This window comes from Paraburkholderia guartelaensis, from assembly GCF_004353905.1.
Lineage (GTDB): Bacteria > Pseudomonadota > Gammaproteobacteria > Burkholderiales > Burkholderiaceae > Paraburkholderia > Paraburkholderia guartelaensis.
Genome location: NZ_SMOD01000009.1, coordinates 1 through 15,082 on the forward strand (window position 1 = coordinate 1; position 15,082 = coordinate 15,082).

The following is a 15,082-nucleotide window of genomic DNA, read 5'->3' on the forward strand; positions in this document are numbered from 1 at the left end:
CCTCCGTGCCCCGCCACTTCGGCCCTAGCCCCCATCGCCCGCACCGCCCCGCCAGCGCGAGCGACGCGGCCACGCTCGCACCGCCGCCCAAGCCCGCAACGGGCGGCATCGACGAGTAAGGAATCCACCATGCCTTTCCTTCAGTTCGACAAGATCGACAAGCGCGCGGTGCTCGACACGCTGCGCAAGATGTTTCTCGGCTTCGACCGTCCGCTCGCGCTCACCGTGTTCCTGCTGCTGTGCGTGGGCATCGTCACGCTGTACAGCGCGAGCCTCGACGTGCCGGGCCGCGTCGAAGACCAGCTGCGCAACATCATGCTCACCTTCGTGCTGATGTGGGCACTCGCCAATGTGCCGCCGAACACACTCATGCGCTTCGCGGTGCCGATCTACACCTTCGGGATTGCGCTGCTCATTGCCGTGGCGCTATTCGGTCTCACACGCAAGGGCGCAAAGCGCTGGATCAACGTGGGCGTCGTGATTCAGCCCTCGGAAATCCTCAAGATCGCCACGCCACTCATGCTCGCCTGGTACTACCAGCGCCGCGAAGGCGTGATGCGCTGGTACGACTTCGTCGTCGGCTTCGTGATCCTGCTCGTGCCGGTGGGGCTCATCGCCAAGCAGCCGGACCTCGGCACCGCTGTGCTCGTGTTCGCATCGGGCCTCTTCGTCATCTATTTCGCGGGGCTCTCGTTCAAGCTGATCGTGCCCGTGCTGATCGCGGGCGTGATCGCCGTCGCCTCGATCGCGGCGTTCCAGGACAAGATCTGCCAGCCGCAGGTGAACTGGCCGCTCATGCACGACTACCAGAAGCACCGCATCTGCACGCTGCTCGACCCGACCTCCGATCCGCTCGGCAAGGGCTTCCACACCATCCAGGCCGTGATTGCGATCGGCTCGGGCGGCCCGCTCGGCAAGGGCTGGTTGAAGGGCACGCAGTCGCACCTGGAGTTCATCCCCGAAAAGCACACCGACTTCATCTTCGCGGTGTTCTCCGAAGAGTTCGGCCTGGCGGGCGGCCTCGTGCTGCTCACGCTCTACATGTGTCTGATCGCGCGCGGGCTCTATATCGCCGCGAACGGCTCGACGCTCTTTGGGCGATTACTGGCCGGCTCGCTCACGATGGCGTTCTTTACCTATGCGTTCGTCAACATCGGGATGGTGAGCGGCATCCTGCCTGTGGTGGGCGTGCCGCTGCCGTTCATGAGTTATGGCGGCACGGCGCTTACCACGCTCGGCGTGGCGATCGGGCTCATCATGAGCGTGGGACGCCAGAAGCGGTTGATGCAGAGTTGACGGCGCGGCGGGCGGCTACGCCCGCTCGATCGAAGCAATCGAAGCACCCCAAAAAAAACGCGCCGGCATTGTCCGGCGCGTTTTCGTTTGGGCGGTCGCTTTCTGGCGCTTACTGCGTAGGCGCCGACTTCATCAGCTGCGCGCTCAACTGCTGATACTTGAGGCGCGCCACGGGATCGCCCTGCGCTGCTGCCGCCGCATAGTACGCGCGCGCGACGTTGAGGTTCTTCGGCACGCCGTCGCCGCCGCGCTCGTAGAACGAGCCGGTCACGTATTGCGCCGTCATGTCGCCGCCCTCGGCGGCCTTCTTGTACCAGTAGAACGCCTGCTTGTTGTCACGCGTGGTGCCTCGGCCGTCCAGGTACTGGTTCGCGAGCGCAAGCTCCGCCTGCACGTGACCCTGCTTGGCCGCCTTGAGGAACCACTGGTGCGCCTGCACGGGATCGCGCTCGACGAAGTCGCCGTCGTCGTACATCTTGCCGTACACGTACTGCGCGTGCGACATGTTCGCGTCCGCCGCCTTGCGCAGCCACTTGCGGCCCTCGCCCACGTCGGCGGCCCCGCCTTCGCCGTTCACGAGCATCATCGCGTAGTTGAACTCCGCCAGCCGGTTGCCGCGCTCGGCCGCCGCCTGGAATTCGGCGCGCGCCGCGCTGAGATTGCCTGCGTTGTAGTCGGCAACGGCGTTGGCGGTTTGCGGATCGGATTCCGCGCCCGCGGTGGCGCTAGCGGCGTCGGCGCCTGCCGCGATTGCGCTCACGTTGAGCGCCGCGCCCGCCAGACAGCCGATGGCGAGCGCGCGCGCGATCCGCGCAAAATGCCGCTCAAAAAGCGCTTTCGGACGCGTCATGATCTCGCCTCCTGGAGCGCCTGGCGTGTCGCGCGCACGAGCCAGATCACGTCGGCGGCCAGGGCGATGAAGCTGAAACCCATCTCGCGATACTGCCTGGCGGCGGCCGCATCCATGGCGAAGATGCCCGCTGCCACGCCGGCCTCGCGCGCGGCCGCGACGATGCGCTGCACGGCGGCGACCACGTCCGGATGCTTCGAGTCCCCGAGATGGCCGAGGCTCGCCGCCAGATCGGCGGGACCCACGAACAGGCAATCGACTCCTGGCACCTTCGCGATCTTCTCGACTTCGGCGAGCGCCGCCGCCGACTCGATCTGCACGATCGTCGCGATCTGCGCGTTCGCGCCCTGAAGATAATCGCGCCGCATCCCGTAGGCCGCCGCGCGCACCACGCCCGCCACGCCGCGCTGGCCCCCGGGCGTGCGCGCATCGGGGTACTGCGTAAGGCTCACGGCGCGTGCGGCCTCTTCAGCCGACGCCACATTGGGGAACATCACCGTGCGCGCGCCCGCGTCGAGCACATGCTTCACGAGCCACGGCTCGCTGTCGGGCAGACGCACCACGGGCTCGGTGGGCAGATGCGCCGCGGCGATGGCGCGCAGTTGCGCGATCGTGTCGGCACTGTCGTTGGGGGTGTGCTCCATGTCGATCAGCAGCCAGTCGAAGCCGGCGTGCGCGAGCGCCTCGGCGGCGGTCTCGCTGCCCATCGAAAGCCATAAGCCGAATAGCGGGTCCGCCTCCTTGAGGCGTTCCTTGAGGGGATTGGTGAAGGTGCTCATCGCCGTGCTCCCGGCGAGGCTGCGGGGCGCACGCGTCAGACGCGGGCGGTGTCGCCCGGCAGCGCGGCAGCCGGCAGGTCTCGCTCCGTTATGTGTTTGTCGGGCCGCGCGCGGGGATGCGCAGGCCTTGCGGCAATGATCATACCGCGACAAAAACTTGCCGGACGGCACGGAAAACCCGCCTTGCGCGGGTCGTCGGAGCGAGGGTGAGGCGGCGGGTGAAACGACTGAAGCGGATCCCGAGCGCGTCAGTCGCGCGTGACTTCGGCCCAGCAGTTCGGCGTCTCGTACAGGCGCAGCTTCTGGAGGCGCAGATTCACGCCGTAGTGCGCGTCGTACACGTTCGCGAGAATGTCGAACGCGATGGCCGCGAGGTTTTCCACGGTCGGAATGCGGTCGATCACGACCGTCTTGTGGCCCGGCAGCGTTTCGAGGAAGCCGCGCACCTGCGTATCGCCCGCAAAGACGAGGAACGCGTGATCCCACAGATCGACGAGATGCTGGTTCGCGAGCGACTTCACATCGGCGAAGTCCATCACCATGCCGCGGTCGGGCGCACCCTCGGTTTCGACGAGGTCGCCTTCCAGCGTAATTTCGAGCACGTAGCGATGGCCGTGCAGATTACGGCACTGGCTGCGGTGGTCGGGGATGCGGTGGCCCGCGTCGAATTCGAGTTTTCGGGTGATCGTCAGCACGGCGCTTCTTCAGGTAAATTCGCGTGAATCAGGGAATGTTCAGGTATTTGTGGGTCTGCATCGACAGGCGCCACTGCGGATGGCGCTTGCACCAGTCGATCGCGAGCTTCGTGTTCAGGTCGCGCGACGGGCCGTCCATGGGCTGCACGAGAAAATACTCGAAATCGAGCTTCGCGTAGTCGGCGAGGCGCTGGTTTTCCTGCGGCACGACAACCTTCAACTCGTTGCCCTTCGTGACGACGAGCGGCGCGTCGGCCTTCGGGCTCACGCAGATCCAGTCGATCGTTTCGAGCACCGGCAGCGAGCCGTTCGTTTCGATCGCGATCTCGAAACCAGCGGCGTGCAGCGCGTCGACGAAGGGCTGGTCGATCTGCAGCATCGGCTCGCCGCCCGTACAGACCACGAAGCGATTGCCCTCGCCTTCTGGCCACAGCGAGGCGATCTTCGCGACGAGCTCTTCCGGCGAGCGGAATTTGCCGCCGTTCTCGCCGTCGGTGCCGACGAAGTCGGTGTCGCAGAAGCGGCAAACGGCTTGCTCGCGATCTTCCTCGCGGCCCGACCAGAGGTTGCAGCCGGCGAACCGGCAGAACACGGCCGGACGCCCGGCGTTCGCGCCCTCGCCCTGCAACGTGTAGAAAATTTCCTTTACCGCGTAAGTCATCGTGCAGCCTGGTTCTGGCTCATGCGCGCAAGGCGCGTGCAAAGCCGGTTGGTCTCGGGCGCGAAATCATCGTGTCGGCGGGGCGCGCCGCCCGTGCGCGGCCCTGGCCATATTCATTCAGTGCGAAAGTCACGCGTGCGGCCCGAGGCTAACACTCAGACCGGGGCTTCCGTCACGTTCTCGCCGGCGAGAAACGCTTCATACCCGCGCTTGCGCAACTTGCACGCCGGGCACTCGCCACAGCCGAAGCCCCACGCGTGAAGCTCGGCGCGCTCGCCCAGGTAGCAGGTGTGCGTTTCCACGCGCACCATGTCTACCAGCGCTTCGCCGCCCAGCTTTTCGGCGAGCCGCCATGTGTCGGCCTTGTCGAGCCACATGAGCGGTGTTTCCAGCACGAAGCGCGTGTCCATGCCGAGATTGAGCGCCACTTGCAGCGCCTTCATCGTGTCGTCGCGGCAGTCGGGGTAGCCCGAGAAGTCGGTCTCGCACATCCCGCCCACGAGCACCTTGAGCCCGCGACGATACGCGATCGCCGCGGCGATCTGCATGAACATCAGGTTGCGGCCCGGCACAAAGGTGTTCGGCAAGCCGCTCGCGGCGGTTTCGATCTCGATCTCGCGCGTCATGGCCGTGTCGCTGATCGAGCCGAGCACCGAGAGATCGATCATGTGATCGTCGCCGAGACGCTTGCCCCACTCGGGGAACGTGCTGGCTATCGCCGCGCGAAAACCCTCGCGGCATTCCAGTTCGACGCGATGACGCTGGCCGTAATCGAAGCCGAGCGTTTCGACGTTCTCGTAGCGGTCGAGCGCCCATGCGAGGCACGTGGCCGAATCCTGGCCGCCGGAAAACAGTACGAGCGCGCCCTTGGCTTCTGTTCGAGTCACCGTGAAACTCCGTGTATGAGGTTTCCGCGCGAATGCTTTCGTTGCGTGCTTGGGTTGCTCGCTTTTGTCGCTTGGCGCCCGGGCGGACCGGCAGGGACACCCCCCGCGCCGGCTCATGCAGTATAGGCCGGGGCCTCTACACGGGCATCGGCGCACCCTTATACCCTGGATACCGCCGATGTCTGGAATGCGAGCCGCAGGACAACGGCCACAACACGAGCACAACGAAAAAGCCCCAGGAATCGAACGATCTCCTGGGGCTGCATTCTGGTGGCCTGGGACGGAATCGAACCATCGACACGCGGATTTTCAATCCGCTGCTCTACCAACTGAGCTACCGGGCCAACGAAGAAAGAAGAGTATAGCGGTGAAATCAGCGCTTGCCAAGTGCTTTGGCGAAATTGGTGTGTCTGGCCGCGCCGCTCGCCTTCACACGTTCATTCGCCCTTGCTCTTGCCGAGGTCCACGCCGAGCTGCTTGAGCTTGCGATACAGGTGCGTGCGCTCAAGCCCCGTTTTTTCGGCCACGCGCGTCATGCTGCCGTTCTCGCGCGCGAGGTGGTACTCGAAGTAGGCGCGCTCGAACGCGTCGCGTGCATCGCGCAGCGGAATGTCGAACGAGATCGATGCCGTTTGCGTGGCCGCGCCCGCCTGCATGCCATGCACGCCGTCGGCGCCCAGCACCGGCAGCGCCGCCGCCGATGCCACGACCGCCGGTCCGCCCGCCGCCGATTTCCCAGCTGCCGCCGATGTAGCCGGCGCGACCGGCGCAGCCGTGCCGCGCGCGAGCCCCTGCTCGACCGCCTTCAACAGCTTTTGCAGCGCGATCGGTTTTTCGAGGAAGTTGAGCGCGCCGATCTTCGTCGCCTCGACGGCGGTGTCGATGGTCGCGTGCCCCGACATCATGATGACCGGCATTGTGAGATGACCCTGCGCGGCCCATTCCTTGAGCAGCGTCACGCCATCGGTGTCCGGCATCCAGATATCGAGCAGCACGAGGTCCGGCACGTGGCGCTGCCGGAAGTCGCGCGCCTGCTGCGCATCTTCCGCGAGCTCCACGACGTGTCCTTCGTCGCTGAGGATCTCCGAGAGCAATTCCCGGATGCCCATTTCATCATCTACCACCAGGATGGTTGCCATTTACGCTGCCCTTGTCTGCACTGTTGCTTTTGATCCCTGCTCCGTTTCGGCACGCGCCTGCCCCTCCCCGGAACGGCCGGGTCCGGGCGTGGCGGCATCGTCTGCCAGCTGGAGAAAGAGAATCGAGATCTGCGCGCCTTCGATCACATCGCCCGCTCTCATTCGATTGCGGATGTCGATGCGCGCGCCGTGCTCGTCGACGATCTTCTTGACCATCGCAAGCCCGAGTCCTGTTCCTTTGGCCTTCGTCGTCACATAGGGTTCGAACGCACGCGTCAGAATGCGCGCCGGGAAACCCGGGCCGTTGTCCGATACCGTGAGACGAACCGCCACGCGCGTGCGGCCTTGCGCGTCGGGGTCTCCGTATTCTACGGCGCGGGTCTCGAGCGTCACGCGAGGATTCTGCGTGTCGGCCACCGCGTCCTGCGCGTTTTGCAGCAGGTTGTGGATGACCTGGCGCAATTGTGTCGCGTCGCCGCGTATCACCGGCAAGTCGGAGAGCTCGACCTTGATCGCGCTCTTGCCTTCTTCCGCGCCGTAAAGCGTGAGCACTTCGCTCACGAGTTCGTTGAGCTGCAGGTTCGCGAGCACCGCCGGCGGCGTGCGCGCGTAATCGCGGAAGTTGTCGACCATCTGCTTCATCGCCGCGACCTGATTGACGATGGTGGTCGCGCCGCGCTTGAGCACTTCGGCGTCGGTTGGCGCGAGCTTGTCTGAGAGCTTCATCTGCAGGCGTTCAGCCGAGAGCTGGATCGGCGTGAGCGGATTCTTGATCTCATGCGCAAGACGCCGCGCGACTTCGCCCCACGCCACCGAGCGCTGCGCCGATATCACGTCGGAGATGTCATCGAACACCACGACGTAGCCCGAAGTTTGCATGTCGCCCGCGTCGCGGCCCGTGTCGGAAACGAGGCGCGCGCCGCGCACGAGCAGCGTGAGCGGCTCAGTCTCGCCTGGAATCGGCACGGAGAACTGCTGCTGCCAGTGGCCGCGATCGTGATTGCCGCCATCGCGATCCGAGCGCGACGCTTCCTGGTCCGCGAAGGCTTTGCGCACCATCGCGCCGAACTCCGTGAGCGCTCCGATGTGATCGAGCGCGACGCCGAGCTGCGTCTGGAACGGCTGACGGAAGATGCGCTCCGCGCCGGGGTTCGCCGTCGTGAGGCGGAACTGCCGGTCGAACACGAACACGCCCGCCGTGAGATTCGCGAGAATGCTTTCGAGGTACGCCTTCGAATGCTCGAGCGCGACGCGGTTCTTCTCCACGGCCTGGCGCGCTTCGGAAAGCTGGCGCGTCATCGCGTTGAACGACTGCGTGAGGAAGCCCAACTCGTCGCGCGACTTGATTTCGCGTTTGGGGGTGTAGTCGCCCTCGGTCACTTCCTTCGTGCCCTGCGCGAGCAGGAAGAGCGGCCTCGCAAGCTGGTTGCCGAGTGCGAGCGCGAGCATCATCGCGACGAAGGTGGCAAGGAAGAGCGCGAGCGTGAGCGTGCCGATATACATCTTGCGCAGGCCCGTGCGGCCCAGCGCCTTCTCCTGATACTCGCGATACGCGCGCTGGACGGCGTCGGCGTTGCGCGCGAGCGCGGCCGGCACCGGCTGCTCGAGCTGCAGGAAACGCTCGACCGGCTGCAGATCCGTTGTGTTCGCATCGGGAATGCGCGTGACCACGCGCAATCGAAGTGCGCCCTTCGAGCCAAGCTGATGCGGGTCGCCGTCCACTTCGCCTTCGATCGCCGCGTAGCCGCGCCCGCGCGCCTGATCGATCATGAGCGCCGTGGGCATATCGGCGGGCATCAGCGACGAGAAGTTGCTCGACGCCTGAGCCACCACGTGCATGTCGGGCGCTGCGCCCGACATGCTGCGCACAGGCTCGACGATCATCGCGTCCTGCACGCCGAACTGGTCGCGCGCGCGCAGCAGCGTGAGCGTCGTGCCCGCGGAATCGCCGTTCGCGATCTGCTCGGCCATGAGACGGCCCTTGGTTTGCAGGTCGGAGAGCGAGGCGTCGAGCATGCCGCGGCCGAGATTCAGGCCCGCGGTGAGCGCGGTTTCCACGTTCACGTCGAACCACGATTCGATCGAGCGCGAGACGAACTGATACGAAACGATATAGATGATGCCGCCCGGCACCACGCCCACGAGCGCGAAGAAGAACGCGAGCTTCGCTAGCAGCCGCGTGCCGAACTTGCCCCGCCTCAAGCGCACGACGATCACGATCATGAGCGCCGTGACCACCGACAGGAAGATCAGCGCGACGACGATATTGGCCGCGTAAAGCCAGCCGTAGTAGCGGTCGAAGAACTCGGTGTTCGCGCTCGCAGCGGCAAGCAGGACGAGCAGCAGCGTCGCGGTGAACGCGACGGTGGATACGAGCAGCTTGACGACGACGCTGCTGAAGCTGGTGGCGCGGCGCACTTTATTTAGCACGTTCGGTCACCGTGAAGTTAAAGCGCTTCCAGTCGGAAGCGAGGTTCCAGTCGCGGTTGTTCACGGCATCGATCTGGAACGGCTTGGGCATCAGCGCGACATCGAGCTGCATGCGCACCGAGGCCGTGTACGTTTCGCCGGCATGCACGTCGTTGCGATCGATGACATGCCACGAGGTGACGTGCTTGATGACCGCGAGCGCCTCCGCAAGCGTCGAGAAGCCGAGCTGCAGGCCGCCGCTCGAAACGCGGTACTCGCGCGTGAGCGGCTGGAACGACAGGCGAATGCTTTGCGAAACGCTCACCGGTTGTTCGTCGAACCAGTACCAGCGCGCGCGCGTCAGCTCGAAGTCGGTGGTGAAGTAAAGCGGAATGCCCTTGTTGACCGCGTCTTCCAGGCTGCTGTTGAGGTCGAAATCGAAACGGGCGTCGAGGCTCCAGCCGTTGCTGTCGGCCTGGAGCGACGCGCGCTGCACCGAGATCGAGTCGGCACGCGCCGGCGCGGCGGCCATGAAGCCGACGACGGCAAGCACCAGCCAGATCAGGGCCGCGAACCGCAGCGGGAAGAAGCGTTTGATGGTCACCGTTTCTGAAAGCGCGCGTAGAAGAATCCGTCGTGATCTGCGGTGCGATCGGGAACGGGAAAGACGGTTGCCGTCACTTCGGCCTTTGCGTCGGCATCGTGCCGCGCCTCGCCGGCTGCGCCGCCTTCTGGCCCCCGGGCCGGCGCGCCGAACGCCTCGGGCAGCAGCTGCCCTGGCGCGTCCAATCGTACCGCATCCGCATGGGTGCTTTCAAACCAGCGCGCCTGGGCCTCGCCTTCCTCGGGGAGGATCGAGCAGGTCACGTAGAGCAGTTCGCCACCCGGCTTCACGAGCGGCCACAGCGCATCGACGATGCGGCGCTGCTCGGCGGCAAGCGCCGCGATGTCGCTCTCGCGGCGCAGCCAGCGAATGTCCGGATGACGGCGCACGATGCCCGAGGCCGAGCACGGTACGTCGGCGAGGATGCGATCGAAGCCCTCGCCGTCGTGCCACGCGGCAGGATTGCCCGCGTCGCCGACCACGATCTTCGCGCGCCGCATCGGGTGCGCGGGATCGTCCTGCGCGAAACCGAGGCGCGCGAAGTTTTCGCCGATGCGCGCGGCGCGCGTCGCGTCGCTTTCGAGCGCAATCAGGTCGATGTCGGCGAGTTCGAGCAGATGGCCGCTCTTGCCGCCGGGCGCCGCGCACGCGTCGAGCACGCGCATGCCGTCACGCACGTCGAGGATTTGCGCGGCCACTTGCGCGCCGGCGTCCTGCACGGACACGTCGCCTGCCAGGAACCCGGGAATGCGATCGACTGGCAACGCCGCTGCGAGGCGCACGGCGTGGTCGCCAATCTGCGTGGCGGCGATGTTTTCGGCGGCGAGCCGTTGGACGTATTCGGCGGCGCTCGCCCGGCGCGCATTCACACGCAGCGTGAGCGGGCCTTGCGTGTTGCCCGCGGTGAGAATCGCCTGCCACTGCGTGGGCCACGCGGCGCGAACCGCGTCGATCCACCAGCGCGGATAGTTCCACTGCGCGGTTTCATCGGCCTGCGCGGCGGCAAGCGCTGTGTCGCGCTCACGCAGGAAACCGCGCAGCACCGCATTGACGAGCCCCTTTGCGAAGGCGATCTCGCGGCGCGCGCCCACGGCGCGCACGGCCTGATCGACGACCGTAAACGGCGTGTAGGCCGCGCTCGCCTCGTCTTCGGCGAGCAACGCCAGCGAGCAGGCCAGCAAGTTCGCGACGAGCGGCGGCGGCGCCTTGCTCACGCGCTGCCGGATCAGCCAGTCGACCGTGCCGAGCCGCCGCATCGTGCGGTACGCGATGTCCTGCACGGCGCCGCGCGCCTGCGGCGCGAAGTCGGCGGGCAACGCGGCGAAGGCGCTCGCGAGGGCCGCGGGCAGCGCCGAACCGGCGCGCACCGCGCCGACCGCGGAAGCGGCCTGATCGAGCGCGAACCCGAGCGAATCGGGGGCCAGGTGCACGGCTTGGCCGCGCGCCGATGCTGCGCCCCGCTGGCGTGCGGGCGATGCGGAACTCTTTTTGCCGTCAGATGGCTTGCTGGGTCGCCGGGATGGGCTGGGTGTCATGAAAAAACCGGATGCGGGCCGCGGTGGATCGCGGCGTCAATGATGCACGAGCGAGCCATTGTAGCGTGGCGAGCGCGCAACACTGCCAGCCCGGCGCGATTCTGTCGTCGCCGCCGCGCCTGCGGGCGGACAGCGATGAAATCGCAGGGATACATATTGGCGGATACCGACTAGCGGCTCGCCGCATGATGGCGACTGAAAACGCCCGTCCTCCCTGCGTCGTAGCGGCCATCATGAAACTACTCGGGAAGAAACAAGACTTCGCGTTCCTCGCCTTCGTTGCGCTCTTTTCCGTGTACCAGCAGGGACGGGGAAAGCTGTTCTCGCCTTTCTGGGACTACAAGGTGTACGCATACGCGCTGGATCAGTTCAAGCGCGGCGCGAATCCGTATATCCCTCACGGATTCCCCTTCGTCTATCCGCCCATCTTTTTGAATCTGTTCTCGCGCGTGCCGTTTCACTGGCTCTATCTGGCGTTCGTTGTCGCGTCGCTGATCTATCTCGCCTACAGCATCAGGCATGCGGATTTCGTCGTCGCGGGCGCGTTGGGGTTTCTGACCGGTGGCGCGGGCGTAGGCGGCATTCTCACGGGGAATTTCGCGATCTTCGGCCACCTGCTGATCATTGCGCTTTTTTATGCGGCTTCGCAGGACGGTTCACCACACTCATCGCAGCAAAGCGGCGGCGCGACGGCGAAGTATTGCGCGCTGGCTTTTTTTATCGCCCTGTTTGCGTCGATCAAGATCTATTTCCTGACGTACGCCGTCGTGTTCTTTTTTATCCCCAAGGGCATGCGCTATTTCTTCGCCGTGCCCTTGTGTGTTGCGCTGGCAACCATCGCGCAGCTCGTGCTGGAGCCGCGCCTGTGGACCAACTTCGAAACCCTGCTGCGCTGGCAGATGCTCGCCCAGAACGATTCCGGGCTCGTGTTGTTCGGGATACTCGAACAGCACGTGCGCGCGCTGTCGACCCTGGAAGACATACTGCTCTACGAAGCGGTCGTCGTGGCGCTATTCGTGTACGCGGTCAATCCATTGCGCGGGCGACGACTCATGGTTGCCGAAAACGCAAGCGTGCCCGGCAGGCTGTTCTATATCCTCGCGTTCTGTCTCGCGCTGAATCCGAGAATGAAGGAATACGACATCGCGCCGTTTTTTGCGTGCTGCTACGTTTCGCTCTTCCAGAGCAGCAAAGAAGAAAACCGGATGGACCGCGTGTTTTTCTACGCCGTCCCTTTGGCGTTCATCGCCGCGTGGATCATAGTCAAGTTTGGGCACGTGTACTACGCGCTCGACGTGTCCTGGTTCATCGCCGTTTATTTCGTGTTCTTCGTGGTTTCGCTGCGTCAACGGACATTGCGGGTGTCCGCTCGAGCGGGCGCTCGACATATGAACGGCGACGCCGCGGCGACGGGCTGAATAAAAAAACGCCTCCGAAGAGGCGTTTTTTCCGTTGCCGGTTCTCGCTTTAGCGTCTGCCGCCCGAAGCCATCTCCATCAAGCGACGGATGCGCTCTTCCGTGGACGGGTGCGTGCTGAAGAGGTTCTGCAAGCCGCCGCCGGAAAGCGGATTCATGATCATCATCTGCGCCGTGGCCGGATGCTCTTCGGCCGCCGGGAACGGAATGCCCTGCGCATAGCGGTGGATCTTGTCCAGCGCCGAGGCGAGCGCCTGCGGATCGCCGGAAATCTCGGCGCCGCCGCGGTCCGCCTCGAACTCGCGCGCACGCGAAATCGCCATCTGGATCAGCGCGCCCGCGATCGGCGCGAGCAGCGCCACGGCGATGCTCGCGATGGGGTTCGCCGGGCGACCGTTCTCGTCGCGGCCGCCGAAGATCATCGCGAAGTTGGCGAGTGCCGAAATCGCGCCGGCCATGGTGGCCGAGATGGTCGAGATGAGAATGTCGCGGTGCTTTACGTGCGCCAGCTCGTGCGCCATGACGCCGCGCATTTCGCGCTCGGACAGCACGCGCAGGATGCCCGTGGTCGCCGCGACCGCGGCGTGCTCGGGGTTGCGGCCCGTGGCGAAGGCGTTGGGCGCGTCCTCGTTGATGAGGTAGACGCGCGGCATCGGCAATTGCGCACGCGTGGCCAGATCGCGGACCATGCGATAGAACTGCGGTGCCGTGGTTTCGTCGACTTCCTGCGCGTTGTACATGCGCAGAACCATCTTGTCCGAATACCAGTACGAGAAGAAGTTCATGGCGAGCGCGAAGAACAGCGCCAGCACCATCCCGCGATGCCCGCCGATCAGCCCGCCAATCACGATGAAGAGGGCCGTAATCGCGGCCATCAACATCGCGGTTTTGACCCAGTTGAACATGTGCTGTGCTCCTTCACCCACCAGGGGATCAAATCGATCGTTGAACGCCCACCGCCAGCCGGTCAGCCAGCGCTAAGCGAGCGCATTGTAAGCGATTTGTTAGATATGGGCAGATCCGAAAAATTCAATCTCACCGCGTGGCGGTCGCGAGCTTCAGGCCCAGGCCGACGAATGCCGAGCCAACCGTGCGGTCGAGCCACTTCTTCACGCCCGGCTTGCCCGAGAAGCGCTGCGTGACGCTGCCCGCCACCCACGCGACGAAGCTGTTCCAGACCGTGCTCATCAGCATGAACACGGCGCCGAGCGTGAGGAAAGCGAGCGCCTTGTGCTCCGTCCCCGTGGTCACAAACTGAGGGAAAAACGAGACGAAGAACAACACCACCTTCGGATTGAGCACGTTGGTGCAGAACCCCGAAACGAACAGCTGGCGCAGCGGGCGCGGGGCGGCGGCAGGGGCAGGGGCCGTGGCCTGCGCCGCGCCTTCGGCGGGCCTGGCCTCGTGCTTCGTGAGGACGAGACGCACGCCGAGATACACGAGATAGATCGCGCCGACGATCTTGATGACCGTGAACGCGGTCGCCGACGCCGCGAGCAGTGCGGTCAGACCGAACGCGCAGGCGAGCGTGTGCACACAGCAGCCTGCCGAGATACCCAGTGCGGAAACGAGGCCCGCGCCGCGGCCCTGCGCGACGCTGCGCCCGACGATATAGGCCGTGTCGGGCCCCGGTGTCACGTTCAGGAGGAACACGGCGACGAGGAAGAAACCGAAATGGGTAATGCCGAGCATGCCAACCTCAAAATCGAAAAACGCGCTTCAAACGCCATTGATTCTAGCGCGCGGGGAACCGCGCGGCATTTGGCCTCGTGGCCATTTTCAGGCGATGGCGCGAGCCCTCGCTCAGGGCGCAGGGGTCTCGGGCAACTGAAAACGCTGCCCCACCGCCAGCGGCATGCCGGCCAGGAATTCGCGCGCGGGCAGCCGTTTGCCGCCCGGCTTTTGCAGCTGCGTGAGGCGCAGCGCGCCCTCGCCGCAGGCCACCACCACGCCCGCCGGGCTGACTTCGAGAATCTCGCCCGGCTCGCCAGCCGCGCCCGTAGAACGCTCTACCGGCTCGGCGGCCCATAGCTTGAGCTGCGCGCCGTCCAGCGTGGCGGCGCCGCCCGGGAACGGGTCGAACGCGCGAATCTGCCGCGCGAGCGCCACCGCCGGCCGGCGCCAGTCGAGCGCGGCTTCCTGCTTGCCGATCTTTTCAGCGTAAGTCGCGCCTTCTGCGGGCTGCGGCGTGGCGGGCAGCGCGCCGTCGCGCTCGAGCGCGACGAGCCCATCCACGATCAGCTTCGCGCCGAGTTGCGCCAGGCGATCGTGCAGCGTCGCCGTGGTGTCGCCTGGTGCGATCGGCGTGCGCACCTCGGAGATCATCGGACCGGTGTCGAGCCCCGCATCCATCTGCATGAGCGTGATGCCGGTTTCGGTGTCGCCGGCTTCGATCGCGCGATGAATCGGCGCCGCACCGCGCCAGCGCGGCAGGATGGACCCATGAATGTTGATGCAGCCGCGCGGCGGGATATCCAGCACTTCCTGCGGCAGCAATAGCCCGTAGGCTGCGACCACCATCACGTCGTGCGGCGTGGCGCGCAGCAGGTCCAGTGCCTCGGCGGCTTCCTGCGGATACTTGCCCGTTCGGCGTAGCGATGGCGGCTGGGCCACGGCCATGCCGTGCTCCTGCGCATAGCGCTTGACCGGGCTTGCCTGGAGCTTCATGCCGCGGCCTGCCGGGCGGTCCGGCTGGGTGAGGACGAGCGGCACGGCAAAACCCGCTTCGTGAATCGCCGCGAGCGCCGCGGCGGCGAATTCCGGCGTGCCGGCGAAGATGACGCGAAGGGTGTGGCTCATGGGCGCTCGGT

At 65.7% G+C, this 15,082-nt stretch carries 14 protein-coding genes and 1 tRNA gene; 2 read left to right on the plus strand and 13 right to left on the minus strand.

What is annotated here, in order from left to right:
- Positions 1-129 precede the first annotated feature (129 nt).
- Positions 130-1,296 carry a rod shape-determining protein RodA gene (rodA, locus tag E1N52_RS13345; protein WP_133183262.1) on the plus strand — a complete coding sequence of 389 codons (1,167 nt, stop codon included), beginning with the start codon at positions 130-132 and terminating at the stop codon, positions 1,294-1,296.
- Between the two features lie 109 nt (positions 1,297-1,405).
- On the opposite strand, the gene E1N52_RS13350 is transcribed toward rodA, so the two are convergent.
- The 10 genes from E1N52_RS13350 to rsmB form a co-directional block, all read right to left on the minus strand.
- Positions 1,406-2,146, minus strand: a complete 741-nt coding sequence (locus tag E1N52_RS13350; RefSeq protein ID WP_133183263.1) for a tetratricopeptide repeat protein — start codon at positions 2,144-2,146, stop codon at positions 1,406-1,408.
- On the minus strand, positions 2,143-2,925 hold the full coding sequence (locus E1N52_RS13355) for an HpcH/HpaI aldolase family protein (RefSeq protein ID WP_133183264.1): 783 nt from the start codon (positions 2,923-2,925) through the stop codon (positions 2,143-2,145). Before E1N52_RS13355 ends, E1N52_RS13350 begins: the two co-directional genes overlap by 4 nt.
- A 248-nt stretch (positions 2,926-3,173) precedes the next feature.
- The gene (gene queD, locus E1N52_RS13360) at positions 3,174-3,617 is read right to left on the minus strand and encodes a 6-carboxytetrahydropterin synthase QueD (protein ID WP_133183467.1); all 444 of its coding nucleotides are present in this window, start codon (positions 3,615-3,617) and stop codon (positions 3,174-3,176) included.
- A 31-nt stretch (positions 3,618-3,648) separates the two neighbouring features.
- Positions 3,649-4,281, minus strand: coding sequence for a 7-carboxy-7-deazaguanine synthase (gene queE, locus E1N52_RS13365; RefSeq protein ID WP_133183265.1), 633 nt, complete (start codon positions 4,279-4,281; stop codon positions 3,649-3,651).
- A gap of 155 nt (positions 4,282-4,436) precedes the next feature.
- The gene (gene queC, locus E1N52_RS13370) at positions 4,437-5,168 is read right to left on the minus strand and encodes a 7-cyano-7-deazaguanine synthase QueC (RefSeq protein ID WP_133183266.1); all 732 of its coding nucleotides are present in this window, start codon (positions 5,166-5,168) and stop codon (positions 4,437-4,439) included.
- Positions 5,169-5,436: 268 nt separating this feature from the next.
- Positions 5,437-5,512 (minus strand) — tRNA-Phe (locus E1N52_RS13375).
- Positions 5,513-5,605: 93 nt separating this feature from the next.
- Complete coding sequence (gene esaR, locus E1N52_RS13380; RefSeq protein WP_133183267.1) at positions 5,606-6,307, minus strand: response regulator transcription factor EsaR; 702 nt, start codon at positions 6,305-6,307, stop codon at positions 5,606-5,608.
- A complete protein-coding gene (locus E1N52_RS13385; protein WP_133183268.1) occupies positions 6,308-8,737 on the minus strand; it encodes a sensor histidine kinase in 2,430 nt (809 codons plus the stop codon).
- Entirely contained in the window at positions 8,727-9,320 is a 594-nt protein-coding gene (locus tag E1N52_RS13390) for a DUF4390 domain-containing protein (protein WP_133183269.1), read from the minus strand. The genes E1N52_RS13385 and E1N52_RS13390 overlap by 11 nt, the downstream gene beginning before the upstream one ends.
- Complete coding sequence (gene rsmB, locus E1N52_RS13395; protein ID WP_133183270.1) at positions 9,317-10,855, minus strand: 16S rRNA (cytosine(967)-C(5))-methyltransferase RsmB; 1,539 nt, start codon at positions 10,853-10,855, stop codon at positions 9,317-9,319. Before rsmB ends, E1N52_RS13390 begins: the two co-directional genes overlap by 4 nt.
- 233 nt (positions 10,856-11,088) lie before the next feature.
- On the opposite strand from rsmB, the gene E1N52_RS13400 reads away from it, so the two are divergent.
- Positions 11,089-12,273, plus strand: coding sequence for a hypothetical protein (locus tag E1N52_RS13400; RefSeq protein WP_133183271.1), 1,185 nt, complete (start codon positions 11,089-11,091; stop codon positions 12,271-12,273).
- Between the two features lie 49 nt (positions 12,274-12,322).
- Here E1N52_RS13400 and htpX read toward each other — a convergent pair whose 3' ends face one another.
- The 3 genes from htpX to fmt all read right to left on the minus strand — a co-directional run bounded on the left by htpX (position 12,323) and on the right by fmt (position 15,071).
- Complete coding sequence (htpX, locus tag E1N52_RS13405; protein ID WP_133183272.1) at positions 12,323-13,177, minus strand: zinc metalloprotease HtpX; 855 nt, start codon at positions 13,175-13,177, stop codon at positions 12,323-12,325.
- A 130-nt stretch (positions 13,178-13,307) separates the two neighbouring features.
- The gene (locus tag E1N52_RS13410) at positions 13,308-13,964 is read right to left on the minus strand and encodes a LysE family translocator (RefSeq protein ID WP_133183273.1); all 657 of its coding nucleotides are present in this window, start codon (positions 13,962-13,964) and stop codon (positions 13,308-13,310) included.
- Between the two features lie 111 nt (positions 13,965-14,075).
- Positions 14,076-15,071 carry a methionyl-tRNA formyltransferase gene (gene fmt / locus E1N52_RS13415; protein ID WP_133183274.1) on the minus strand — a complete coding sequence of 332 codons (996 nt, stop codon included), beginning with the start codon at positions 15,069-15,071 and terminating at the stop codon, positions 14,076-14,078.
- Positions 15,072-15,082 lie beyond the last annotated feature (11 nt).

Bases quoted from the DNA above. Each gene is read 5' to 3' on its own strand.
- E1N52_RS13355 (WP_133183264.1), bottom strand. From the start codon at position 2,925: ATGAGCACCTTCACCAATCCCCTCAAGGAACGCCTCAAGGAGGCGGAC.
- E1N52_RS13350 (WP_133183263.1), bottom strand. From the start codon at position 2,146: ATGACGCGTCCGAAAGCGCTTTTTGAGCGGCATTTTGCGCGGATCGCG.
- queE (WP_133183265.1), bottom strand. From the start codon at position 4,281: ATGACTTACGCGGTAAAGGAAATTTTCTACACGTTGCAGGGCGAGGGC.
- E1N52_RS13400 (WP_133183271.1), top strand. From the start codon at position 11,089: ATGAAACTACTCGGGAAGAAACAAGACTTCGCGTTCCTCGCCTTCGTT.
- rsmB (WP_133183270.1), bottom strand. From the start codon at position 10,855: ATGACACCCAGCCCATCCCGGCGACCCAGCAAGCCATCTGACGGCAAA.
- htpX (WP_133183272.1), bottom strand. From the start codon at position 13,177: ATGTTCAACTGGGTCAAAACCGCGATGTTGATGGCCGCGATTACGGCC.
- E1N52_RS13410 (WP_133183273.1), bottom strand. From the start codon at position 13,964: ATGCTCGGCATTACCCATTTCGGTTTCTTCCTCGTCGCCGTGTTCCTC.
- fmt (WP_133183274.1), bottom strand. From the start codon at position 15,071: ATGAGCCACACCCTTCGCGTCATCTTCGCCGGCACGCCGGAATTCGCC.
- rodA (WP_133183262.1), top strand. From the start codon at position 130: ATGCCTTTCCTTCAGTTCGACAAGATCGACAAGCGCGCGGTGCTCGAC.
- esaR (WP_133183267.1), bottom strand. From the start codon at position 6,307: ATGGCAACCATCCTGGTGGTAGATGATGAAATGGGCATCCGGGAATTG.